Here is an 11,473-nt window from a genome sequence, read left to right on the forward strand (position 1 = left end):
TTAACTTTAAACTCTAAGACAAACATTTTACGCAGGGGGGACTTAGACAAAATCAGTATAGCACAATAAAAGTTAAGTTAACAAGATATAGTTTAAAAAGCCGTCCTAAAAGGACGGGGCTTTAACCCAAAATTTCGGTAAATAGGGTTTGCGGCAAAAAGTTTTTCCTGGGGGCAGGGTGTGGGGTGTGGGGTGTAGGGTGTAGGGTTTTACCCATTTTCAGGTGGTCAATTACCTAATTTTCAGGGAAAAAGTCCAGGAATTTTCCCCCCGCTCACTCCAATGGCTGGTACTTTTGGATTTCAAAAAGGTCTCAAAGTATTATCGAACAATGTTTTTAGATTTATTCAGCCAGCCCTAGGGCTGGCTGAATAAATGTGAAATGTAGGCAAAGTAAGGGTTTTGGGGCTTTACGAGCGAAACAGGTGCAAGATTTTGAGAGAATCATGTTTCAAAACCTTACATCTTCATCGGCCCGCGTCCTGTAGGGGCGAAGCATTCGGGCATAACCTATCGCTGAAACCCTAGATTTCCTATCCGAATGCTTCGCCCCTACTTTTTGCCGCAAACCCTATTTAGAAGGGATAGATTTAGAAAATCTATCCCTTTCCCTTAATTCAAGAACGATTATCGCGATTAACTTTTCTGATTAACCAATAACTTGCCGCTAAAGCTAAGGTTCCCACGGTGAGGGCAATTAAATCATCTTTACTGTATTTATTGGGATCAAAAATAATAATTTTTCGAGAGATGGCAATTAAAGCCGTAACTACGACTAATTCAACCTGTACGATGTGTTTTCTTAAGTAAGCAGTGACGTTTTCTAATAACTCTAAAGCGATCAAAATATTGAGAAATAATCCGAAGATTTCAATTAAAGTTTTACTAAAAAAACCGACGGGTTCCGTAGTAAATAGGTCTTTGATTAGGATAACTACTAAATCATAAAGAGAAACAATAATAACAACAATTAAGGCTACGGATAAAACCTTAGAAACTATGTTTTCGATGATATGAATCGACTTCATGAAATCTTCATCGCGCCATTGTTGACCAAAATTGATAAGTAGTTTCCGTATCTGTTTGAGCATGATCGATTAAGTAAAAAGTAAAAATTATTATTGTATTTGACTGCTAATTGTTCTATTTAGTTAACAAGTAAGTATATCCCCCCTTAATCCCCCCTTTATAAGGGGAGTATCTGACAATTTTTAACATCTAAGTGGGTGGGTGGAATTAAATATAAAATGAACGTAGGTTGGGTTGAAGCATGAAACCCAACGCCCGCATGGGTTACGCTACCGCTAACCCATCCTACAAATAATTGTGCCTACCTACTTACCTAGTTAGAGATAATTTTACTTGAAGAAGGCTTCCCCAGAAAAAAAATCTAGGTGCGATCGCTGTTAAGTCAACCGCACCCCAAACTAATACAAATGCTCACATCTAGCTAACATCATCGTGAGCGAAACGATTATAGAGGAAGTCGAGGGCATAGTTACGCAGACGATAATATTCAGGATCCTCCATAATTCTCTCCCGATCGCGGGGACGGGGGAAATGAATATTCATCACTTCGCCGATTTTCGCTTCTGGTCCATTGGTCATCATTACCAGCTTATCAGCGAGGAAAAGGGCCTCATCGATATCGTGGGTGATCATCAACACCGTACAGCGTTTATCTTGCCAGATTTTCAGCAATTCTTCCTGTAATTCCTCTTTGGTAATCGCATCCAAAGCGCCGAAAGGTTCATCGAGAATTAATACTTCTGGACGGATAGAAAGGGCCCGGGCGATCGAAACCCGTTGTTTCATCCCCCCGGAGATTTGGGGAGGGGTTTTGTCCATAGCTTCGGTTAAACCCACCATCGCTAAATGTTCCCGCACGATCGAGCGTTTTTGTGCCTCTGGAGCATTGGGAGACACCGCATCTACCGCGAGATAGACATTTTCAAAAACGCTTAACCAAGGCAATAAAGCATAGTTTTGAAACACTACCATGCGATCGGGCCCGGGTTTAGTAATTTTCTTACCGTTAACTTTAACAATGCCATCGGTGGGAGAAGAAAAACCCGACACCATATTTAATAGGGTCGATTTACCGCAACCGGAGTGACCGATCACACAGATAAATTCACCTTCATTGATGCTGAGATTAACATCCTTAAGGACGGTGTAGGGGCCTCTAGCAGTGGGATAAACCTTAGAAACTCCTTCAATGGTGACAAAAGCTTCTTTACTGGGGGTCTGGGTTGCTCGGTTAACGGTGTCGGTGGTAGTGTACATGATTAGTCTTTGGGGGAAATTAGTTAATAGGAGCAATGGCTGGGGATAATTGGCTAGGAATTATCCCCTTAGTCGATTTTTAGGCAATTTTGCGAGATTCACTGGCACTAGGACGAGCATCAATAGCCACTTCGGCCATGGTGACGTTTTGTTTGATCTCTAAACTATTGAGATAACCGATCGGATCCTCGGCATCAAACTCGATACCATCGAATAAAAGGATCGGTGTGCGACGATATTTAATATCCCCTAGACCCAATTCCCGGGCCGCGGTACTAAAGACACCCACCCGACAGACGCGTTCGAGAATTTCTACCCAGTTACGGGGGAAAGGAATGTGGCCCCAGCGCGCCATTTGGGTCATCATCCAGAGGTGTTCGGTACGACTGGGACGATTGACTCCATCCCCAAAGAACAGATGGTGTGCATATTCTTTCATCGGTTGATCGAGACTGCACGCGTAGGAGTTGGGATCACCTAGTTGGATATAATCTATATTGGTACTAAGGTACTGACGACTAGCGAGGATTTGACGAATTTCTTCCTGATTCCCTTCCTCGGCACAGTAGCGACAACCTTCCAGCAGTGCTTTAACTAAAGCGACGTGGGTATTAGGGTATTTATTGGCCCAATCTTCCCGGACTCCCAGGGCCTTACCCGGGTGGCCCTGCCAGATTTCTAAGTCGGTAGCGACAGTGTAACCGATATCTTCCATAGCGGCCCGTAGGTTCCAGGGTTCACCGACACAGTAACCGTCAATACTACCGGTTTTCAGGTCGGCTACCATTTGGGCTGGGGGAATAGTTTCGAGGTGAACGTCTTGATCCGGGTCAATTCCCGCTGCCGCTAACCAGTAACGTAGGAGCAAATTGTGCATCGAGGAGGGGTGAACAATGCCAAAAATATGGCGCTGCTCCTTCGATTCCAATAGCATCTGTTTTAAAGCGTTACCGTCAATCACTCCCTCGTCATAGAAGCGTTTAGCGAGGGTGACACCGTTACCGTTACGAGTCATAGTCAGGGCGCTGACAATCGGCAAAGGTTGCTCCTGATAACCACCGACGGTTAACCAGGTGGGCATTCCCGAAGGCATTTGCGCCCCGTCGAGGAATCCCCCTGCGATCCCATCCACAACCCCTCGCCAACTGGTTTCCCGGACTAAATTCACCTCATCTAGACCATGTTTAGTGAAGAATCCCTTTTCTTTGGCCACTGCTAGGGGCGCGCAAGCGGTGAGGGGAACAAAACCGATTTCTAGATTGACTTTTTCTAAACCGTGACGGGCAATCACTTCGACTTTGCGGGCGCGCAGTTTTTTGATCCGTTTTTGTTGGTTGAGGAAATAGATAATCTCACTCCGGAGACTGTAGTAACTGGGGTGTTCTACCACTTCCATGCGTTTGCGGGGACGGGGGATATCCACTTCCAAAATACCGCCAATTTTTGAGCCGGGGCCGTTGGTGAGCATGACGATGCGATCGGATAATAGCACCGCTTCATCCACATCGTGCGTCACCATTACCGAGGTCATTTCGTATTCTTCGCACAGCTGCATTAACTGTTCCTGTAGATTACCTCTAGTCAGGGCATCTAACGCGCCAAAGGGTTCGTCTAAAAGCAGCACTTTCGGACGGATGGCTAGGGCGCGAGCGATCGCTACCCGTTGTTTCATCCCCCCCGATAATTCGTTGGGACGTTTATCCACTGCATGACGAAGATTGACCAGATCGATATATTTTTCGACTTCAGCTTTTCTTTCGTCTTCTGATAGTTGGGCGAGAACTTGATCGACGGCCAGAGTAATATTTTCTTTGACAGTTAACCAGGGCAAAAGGGAATAGTTTTGGAAGACTACCATGCGATCAGGTCCCGGTTTTTTAATGCTTTGACCTTGCAAAGTCACCACTCCTTCCGTGGGCAAATCTAAACCAGCGATCATGTTTAAGAGGGTTGATTTTCCGCAACCAGAGTGACCGATGAGGGAGATAAATTCCCCTTTTTTTATCTGTAAGTCAATCCCTTTCAAGGCCACATATTCACCGCCACTACTGAGGGGGAATACTTTATCGATGTTATCGACAGCGACAAACAAACTCATAGTTTTTTCTCCTTAAATTTGCTCAAGTTTCAGTTATTTAGAAATGGGGAAAGTTTCCCCATTTATTCCCTATTGACGAACGATTTGATTTTGCAACCAAGCCATAAAGCGATCGAGTAATAAACCCACACCACCGATATAAAACAGCGCGAGAATAATATCGCTGATGTAGTTATTTTGGTAGGCATCCCAGATAAAGAAACCGATACCGACGATACCCGACATAACGATTTCAGCCGCGATAATCGCTAACCAAGCTAAACCGATCGCAATTCTCAAACCAGTGAAGATGTAGGGAAGTGCCGAGGGAATTAATATCTTGAAGAAGAATTTTTTGCTGGACAATTGCAAGACTTGTTTAACGTTGATATAGTCTTGGGGAATTTGTTGGACACCGACGGTGGTATTAATCAAAATCGGCCAAACTGCGGTAATAAAGATCACGAATAAAGCAGCAGGTTGGTTTTGTTGTAAAGCGGCCAAAGATAGGGGAACCCAAGCAAGAGGAGGAACTGTTCTCAGGAATTGGAAAAGGGGATCGAGGGCCTTATTTAAGAAAGAATTTAAACCGACCATAATCCCAACGCCAATACCAACCACTGCGGCAAAAGAATAACCGATTAATACCCGTTGCAGACTCGCTAAAGTTTGCCAGAATAGTCCCTTATCAATGCCCCCACGATCAAAGAAAGGATACATTAAATAGGTACGAGTCCGTTCATTGGTGATTAGGTCGGATGGGGGGGGTAATTTGATTAATCCCAGCATCGAGACTAATTGCCAAACAATCAGAAAACCCAGGGTACCGATAATAGGGGGAAGAATGTCTTGGGAATGCTTTTTCCAGAATTTACCGAAGTTGAAACCACCTTTACCTGTTCTGCTGACGCTACTTGCCATTTTGCCGTTTTCCTTTGTTGAAGATAAAGTTACTTGATTGGGGAGAGAAGAAAACACTTTTGGGATTAATAGACTAGATATTTTATGCCCCTAGCCTATCGAGAAAAGCTCGCTATTTTTTAATTGCCAAACTATCGAGATAAGCTTGGGGATTAGCGGGGTCAAAAGTTTTGCCGTCGAAGAATTTTTCGACACCGCGGGAGGTACTGGTGGGAATATCGGCCGCAGGAACTCCTAATTCTGTAGCTGCCGCTTTCCAAAGATCCTCGCGGTTAACTTTGTCGATTAATGCTGAGGCAGTGGTTAAAGTTTCTTTCGGCAAGAAACCCCAACGAACACTTTCGGTTAAAAACCAGAGATCATGACTCTTGTAGGGATAGGAAACGCTACCGGCGGGATCTTTCCAGTAGAAAACCCCTTTATTTTTGTCGGTGATTTCCGGTTTGCCGTCACCCATTTTCTGTATTCCTTTGAGGGGACCTGCGATAATTTCTTCTTTGAGGTTGAAATAAGCCGGTTTAGCGAGAATTGCCGCCGCTTCTGCCCGATTTGCCTCCTGATCGAGCCATTGCTGCGCTTCCATAACTCCTTTTAATAGTGCCTTAGTAGCTTTCGGGTTTTTATCCACCCAATCGGCGCGGATAGCGAGGTATTCTTCTGGGTGATAGGGCCAGATTTCTGCGGTTAAAGCTGACATAAAACCGATCTGATCAGCCACAATTCTCGCCGGCCAAGGATCGCCGGTACTAAACGCATCCATGGTTCCGGTTTTCATGTTGGCCACGGTTTGGGCTGCGGGTACGGCAATTAGGTTAATATCCGTATCGGGGTTAATACCACCGGCGGCTAACCAGTAACGAATCCAGAAGTCCTGATTAGCTTTCGGGAAAGTATAGGCAGCTTTGAAGGGAGTTCCCGTCGTTTTCATGCCGAGGATGTAATCTTTGGCGGGTTTTAGGTCTAAACCGATATTTTTGCCTTCGTGTTTACCTGCGATCGCAATTCCGTTACCCTGGGTGTTTAACTGCGCTAACACATACATGGGGACTTTAACGTTATTTTTGGTGATTAGTCCCTCGGAAATTAGGTAAGGCATGGGCATTTGCCACTGTCCCCCGTCAATTCCGCCCGCATCTGCGCCAATTTCGACGTTATCTCTAGCGGAACCCCAGTTTGCTTGTTTGGAGACTTCCACATCGGGCATCCCGTGTTTGGCGAAAAAGCCTTTTTCCTTGGCAATAATTAAGGGTGCGGCCTCAACGATAGGAATATAACCTAATTTAATTTTGGTGGTTTCAGGAGCTTGTTCCGGGGCGATGGCGACGGGAGAAGCAACCGGGGAAGCGGGCGCGGTGGTGGTGGTTCCACCCGTAGTGTCGGGGGGATTACCAACACAACCTTTGAGGACAACAGCCCCTGCCGCTGAAACTGCCGCCGTGGTTAAAAATTTCCGTCTCGAAAAATTTGACATAGAATCTCCTACCTGCTTGCTAAAGCAAATATGTGTGCTGAATTATGGGTAAAGGAATCCCTCGCTAAACTTTCCCTCTAGCCCGTGCTATAGAAATTTAGCTATGGAATATTGAATCTCGATTGAACTTACTAAATAAGTCTAGCGGAATTTGGAAAAAATAATTAATCCGAGCGAGAATTTTATTTACAAAAATTTAATTCGATTGATAAGAATTAATTAAGACCATTGATATATCTAGCTTCTAGCCACTTAAAAAGGTTTCCGCAGGAGCGCCGGCGCAGGGGTGATGGGGTGATGGAAGTGGGGAGAAACAACAAAATGAGCCAAGGGTGAGTTTTAGGAATGCGGTTCCTTCCGGCTTGGTAGAATGGACAATATGCTTTCACCCCAAAGTAATGACCAGATCTAAAAAGCCGAAATCACCGAACTCCTCTGATTCGCCTACCTCTCCTTCCTTGGCTCTGTCTTCCCTACATTTTCGTCTCCAAGCTTTAGAGGAGGAGCATCAGTGGCTCCTTAAGCAGATTGGCAGAAAACGCAACGAACTGAAGAAATTCCTCGACCAGATGCGTTCCTTAGCGACGGAGATTTTCCAGAGAGGGCAACCCCTCTATCAAAAACTTACCGACCTCGACCGCGAAATACACGCCCTTTTTGACGAAATCCTCACTGCTAGAAAATTGGGGCAGCAGACAAAAAAAAGGATTCTCGGAATTTACGAGACACTTCAGTTAACGGGGGTGATTAGCCCAAAATTTGAGGATGGAGATGAAGAACTTGACGAACTTTTCGGAGACGAAGAGTCGGAAGGATCATCGGAGCAATCCGCGCAGGATTTCTTCTCTGGGGGAGACTCCTATAACCGTCACGATGATGGAACAGAGATATCACCTGAAAGCTCGCCTAAATCTCCTGAATCTAGACAAATACGCCGCACTTTCCTGAGAATGGCTGAGATTTTTCACCCCGACAAGGTTACAGACCCCGAAACTCGGATGCGTCACAACGAGATTATGAAGGAAGTCAACCGCGCCTATAAAGAGGGAGATATTGCCAGACTGCTGGAAATCGAACGACAGCATCAAATGGGGGACACTTTCGAGGTTGAAGGCTCATCGGAAAGCGACCTCAAACGACAGTGCGAGAGGGTTGAAACCAATAACGAACTACTCAAAAAGCAGTACGAGAACCTGAAGAGAGAACTGCGATCGGTGCGAAATACCCCGGAAGGCGAGATGGTGAGGGCCAGTCGCGCTTGTGAGAAGGATGGCATCGACCCGATTGAGCAAATGCTAGAGGAGATGAAATTACAAGTTCAATCCACCGAAAAAATCTATAATTTTGTCCGTGACTTCCGCGATAAAAAGATAACGGTTAAAGAGTTTCTGCGCGGACCGGTCAGGATGGGCAGAAGCCCGGAAGAGATGGAAGACATTCTTGATCAACTTCTGGAGCAACTTCGCGGAATCAGCCGTTAAAGAGAGAAAGCCAATATTTAGGGTATGCGGCAAAAAGTTTCTTGTGGGGGCCGAGTGTAGGGTTTTACCGATTTTGAGGGGGTCAATTACCTAATTTTCAGGGAAAAAGTCCCTGAATTTTCCCCCCAATCACTCCAATGGTCGGCACTTTTTGAGGGAAAAAAAGTCTAAAAACTTTATCCAACAAGGTTTTTAGATTTATTCAGCAAACCCTATATATTCTCGAATTAGTTAGGCGATTAGCTTTAACGCCAATTCTCCCACGATAATCCTTGAATACGAGCAAATTCTTGGGGATTGGCCGTAATTAATTTAAGATTATGAGTAATCGCCGTTGCACCGATTAACAGATCGTAAGCACCAATGGGAGTGCCGGATTGTTTGAGAGCTGCTCTAATTTGAGCGGCGCAAATGGCTTCTTGATTGCCAAAGGCAAGAATTGAGATAGAAGCAAGAAATTCGTCAAGAATGGGTCTTATTTTCTTTGCCTTCGCTGGGTTAAGAAGTAGTCCATATTCGATTTCCATTAAAGTTATCGCAGAAACGGCAATTTCCCTAGGAGAGTGATTTTTGATCTGCCCTAGAGTGTTGCTATCACCTTTGACAAAATCACTAATCGTACAAGTATCGAGTAAAACCAGCACTAAATCACCTCATCTTCTCTAGGTGGGGAAAGTTCCTCTCTATAAGCTTCAAAAACAATAGCATCACTTATACCTTGAAAATTAAGGATAGTTGACGACCATTGAGACTGTTCTTTTGTGGTAATTAAAAGCTGTATTGCTTCTCGAATCAAAGCATTCTGGGATTTGCCTGTAGAGCGAGATAAAGCCTGTAGTTGCTGACTTAATTCATCTTCCAGATAAAGGTTGAAGTTCATAACTTAAATTAAGCAAATAAGTAGCTGGTTATAATTAAATGAAAAATGGACTTTAGGTTCGATCCCCCCTGCCCCCTTGATAAGGGGGGTGCCGGTAGGCGGGGGGATCCCCCTTGATAAGGGGGCATCTGATAATTTTTAACGCCTACCTACTTAGGGTTTGCTGAAAAAGTTTTTCGTGGGGACAGGGTGTGGGGTGTGGGGTGTGGGGTGTAGGTTTTTACCCATTTTCATCTGGTAAATTACCTAATTTTCAGGGAAAAAGTCCAGGGATTTTCCCCCCGATCCCTCCCAGATATGGGACTTTTTGATTGACCAAAAGTCTAAAAGTCTTACCCAACAAGGTTTTTAGATTTATTTAGCAAACCCTACTTATCAATTAACTTTATTATAACAGGATAACTTCTTTCTTTTCTGGGCTGAGATATTTATCAGCGTTTACTATTCTAATAGCAAACTGACCAGCTTTTTGAGCAACTTTACTACCCATAATATAACACCACCTTCCCAACTGATAACCGATAATTCTTTCATTGTCTTAATAAAATTTAAAATTAACGCCATTTTCTCAAAAAAATCGACCCGCCTAAGAGCGGGAAAGAAAGGAAAAGAGAAAAAATAGGGAATAAGGGTAAAAAGGGAAAAAAGAGAAAAAGGGCTACAAAGTCCTCCCAGCACCGCACACCACCCGAAAACCGTAGTCGCCGCTGTAGTCGCGGCGGTAGTCGTCGTAGCGGGAAGCGGAACGGCAGTTAAATGGATCGATGTACCAAGAACCGCCCCGCAGAGAAGAATGATTATCATACCCATTTTCTGTCCAGACACTGCCATCCCTCGGCGCACCGTCATAGTTATCGTGCCAGGTATCGGCGCACCATTCCCAGACATTGCCGTGCATATCGTACAGTCCGAAGGCATTGGGGGAAAATTGTCCCACAGGAGTCGTTTCTTCTCGATATTCTCCTTTGGGTTCATCAGCGTAGGTTTTGCTGGCATTGTAGTTAGCCAATTCCCCCGTAATGGTTTCCCCAAAGTGAAAGGCGGTTGTTGTCCCCGCTCTACAAGCGTATTCCCATTCCGCTTCACTCGGTAGTCGGTATTCCCGAACCGTTAGTTTCGATAATCTCGCACAGAATTCGATCGCATCGTACCAGTTGACTTGTTCCACGGGTCTATCCCAGCGCGTGGGCGATCCCCCCCTAGCCCCCCCTTCAAAAGGGGGGGAATCGGAAGCCCCCCTTAAAAAGGGGGGTTTGGGGGGATCTTTAAAGTAGGAAGGATCAGGATCAAGGTCTTTTTCTACTTTTAAATCGGTGCGAGAGGCAACTGCTCTCCACTGGGCCTGGGTGACGGGATATTTACCCATGAAAAAGGGGGGGACAGTTACTTGATGTTGAGGACGTTCATCATCAAAACTATCTTTCTCATTTGCTGGTGAACCCATCGTGAAAGTTCCCCCCAGTATGGCAATCATTTCTAGGGTGATGTCGTTGCCCAAATCTTGGGTGAAATATGAGGCTTCAGCCTTTTCTCGTTCGACTTCCTGACCTTTGGCATTTACTTTTACCACATCAAATGTCATTGTGTTGATTTCCCCTAAATGTTATCTCACTTGCCTTTAACCAAACTTTCTAATTCCATTATCTTTCCCTCGACATCAAGCCACTACAGTGGCACCCCTGAGATAATCTTCTAGTTGGCGATCATTGTCGTGACTGAGATTGCCTAGAGGTAAAGTTTCGACGCTAAAAGCTCTCACCTCGCTAACTTCTAATGTATCTTTGATCTGAAAATTCCCCGCCGCTGTCACTTCAATTAACAATGAAATGGAGTGAATGCGCGGATCACGCTCAAAAGAGGAATAAACCCCGACTAAACGCCCTAAACTGACTAAATTTAATCCTGTTTCCTCTTTTAATTCCCTTTGAGCAGTATTAAAAATATCTTCCCCCCAATCGATCATTCCCCCCGGTAGGGCCCATTTGCCGGTGTCTCTGCGTCGGATTAAAACAATTGTACCATCAGCAAGCAGCGGAATTATTGTCACCCCAGTTACAGGATGACGAAAGATAATTCCCATCACACTTTTAATAAAATGCCAAACACGACCCATATATAAAGCTAAAAAATAAAAAAAGGGGACGGGATTACTGGAGTTAGGACTTTTGCCTATTGCCTATTGCCTAACACCTATCCCCCAACCCCTAACAATATCAATCTTGACATCCTCGCCGCCCTAAAAGTGCGGCGATTCCTAAACCTCACGATTTAAGTTTCTGCTTCCACCACCGTCGCATACCACAGTTAAAAAACCATGTACTGTCTTACACAGAGTCCACAGACTTTCGCCCCATTTC

The 11,473-nt window shown here is 44.9% G+C and carries 9 protein-coding genes and 1 pseudogene; 1 reads left to right on the forward strand and 9 read right to left on the reverse strand.

Annotated features, from left to right (window positions below; translation table 11 throughout):
• Nucleotides 1-617: 617 nt before the first annotated feature.
• From O9332_RS17505 to O9332_RS17525, 5 genes are all read right to left on the reverse strand, one after another.
• Entirely contained in the window at nt 618-1,091 is a 474-nt protein-coding gene (locus tag O9332_RS17505; protein WP_002759198.1) for a phosphate-starvation-inducible PsiE family protein, read from the reverse strand.
• 355 nt (nt 1,092-1,446) lie between these two features.
• Entirely contained in the window at nt 1,447-2,286 is an 840-nt protein-coding gene (locus O9332_RS17510; protein WP_002759200.1) for a nitrate ABC transporter ATP-binding protein, read from the reverse strand.
• Between the two features lie 79 nt (nt 2,287-2,365).
• Nucleotides 2,366-4,384, reverse strand: coding sequence for an ABC transporter ATP-binding/substrate-binding protein (locus tag O9332_RS17515; RefSeq protein WP_185237178.1), 2,019 nt, complete (start codon nt 4,382-4,384; stop codon nt 2,366-2,368).
• 69 nt (nt 4,385-4,453) lie between these two features.
• Nucleotides 4,454-5,284: a nitrate ABC transporter permease gene (gene ntrB, locus O9332_RS17520; protein ID WP_288026624.1), complete on the reverse strand. Its 831-nt coding sequence runs from the start codon at nt 5,282-5,284 to the stop codon at nt 4,454-4,456.
• A 112-nt stretch (nt 5,285-5,396) separates the two neighbouring features.
• On the reverse strand, nt 5,397-6,755 hold the full coding sequence (locus O9332_RS17525) for a CmpA/NrtA family ABC transporter substrate-binding protein (RefSeq protein ID WP_288026625.1): 1,359 nt from the start codon (nt 6,753-6,755) through the stop codon (nt 5,397-5,399).
• A 398-nt stretch (nt 6,756-7,153) separates the two neighbouring features.
• On the opposite strand from O9332_RS17525, the gene O9332_RS17530 reads away from it, so the two are divergent.
• Nucleotides 7,154-8,236 carry a hypothetical protein gene (locus tag O9332_RS17530; protein WP_002759213.1) on the forward strand — a complete coding sequence of 361 codons (1,083 nt, stop codon included), beginning with the start codon at nt 7,154-7,156 and terminating at the stop codon, nt 8,234-8,236.
• A gap of 245 nt (nt 8,237-8,481) precedes the next feature.
• Here the strand turns inward: O9332_RS17530 and O9332_RS17535 are convergent, their stop codons facing one another.
• The 4 genes and pseudogenes from O9332_RS17535 to O9332_RS17550 form a co-directional block, all read right to left on the reverse strand.
• The gene (locus O9332_RS17535) at nt 8,482-8,880 is read right to left on the reverse strand and encodes a type II toxin-antitoxin system VapC family toxin (protein ID WP_002759214.1); all 399 of its coding nucleotides are present in this window, start codon (nt 8,878-8,880) and stop codon (nt 8,482-8,484) included.
• The gene (locus O9332_RS17540; RefSeq protein WP_002759215.1) at nt 8,880-9,116 is read right to left on the reverse strand and encodes a ribbon-helix-helix protein, CopG family; all 237 of its coding nucleotides are present in this window, start codon (nt 9,114-9,116) and stop codon (nt 8,880-8,882) included. Before O9332_RS17540 ends, O9332_RS17535 begins: the two co-directional genes overlap by 1 nt.
• 658 nt (nt 9,117-9,774) lie before the next feature.
• Nucleotides 9,775-10,707, reverse strand: a pseudogene (locus tag O9332_RS17545) (formylglycine-generating enzyme family protein); the annotation flags it as partial.
• A 66-nt stretch (nt 10,708-10,773) separates the two neighbouring features.
• The gene (locus tag O9332_RS17550) at nt 10,774-11,229 is read right to left on the reverse strand and encodes an NUDIX hydrolase (RefSeq protein ID WP_194018431.1); all 456 of its coding nucleotides are present in this window, start codon (nt 11,227-11,229) and stop codon (nt 10,774-10,776) included.
• Nucleotides 11,230-11,473 lie beyond the last annotated feature (244 nt).

The sequence above is a fragment of the Microcystis sp. LE19-10.1B genome, from assembly GCF_027530565.1.
Classification (GTDB): domain Bacteria; phylum Cyanobacteriota; class Cyanobacteriia; order Cyanobacteriales; family Microcystaceae; genus Microcystis; species Microcystis aeruginosa.

Bases quoted from the DNA above. Each gene is read 5' to 3' on its own strand.
- O9332_RS17540 (WP_002759215.1), bottom strand. From the start codon at position 9,116: ATGAACTTCAACCTTTATCTGGAAGATGAATTAAGTCAGCAACTACAG.
- O9332_RS17510 (WP_002759200.1), bottom strand. From the start codon at position 2,286: ATGTACACTACCACCGACACCGTTAACCGAGCAACCCAGACCCCCAGT.
- O9332_RS17550 (WP_194018431.1), bottom strand. From the start codon at position 11,229: ATGGGTCGTGTTTGGCATTTTATTAAAAGTGTGATGGGAATTATCTTT.
- O9332_RS17525 (WP_288026625.1), bottom strand. From the start codon at position 6,755: ATGTCAAATTTTTCGAGACGGAAATTTTTAACCACGGCGGCAGTTTCA.
- ntrB (WP_288026624.1), bottom strand. From the start codon at position 5,284: ATGGCAAGTAGCGTCAGCAGAACAGGTAAAGGTGGTTTCAACTTCGGT.
- O9332_RS17515 (WP_185237178.1), bottom strand. From the start codon at position 4,384: ATGAGTTTGTTTGTCGCTGTCGATAACATCGATAAAGTATTCCCCCTC.
- O9332_RS17505 (WP_002759198.1), bottom strand. From the start codon at position 1,091: ATGCTCAAACAGATACGGAAACTACTTATCAATTTTGGTCAACAATGG.
- O9332_RS17530 (WP_002759213.1), top strand. From the start codon at position 7,154: ATGACCAGATCTAAAAAGCCGAAATCACCGAACTCCTCTGATTCGCCT.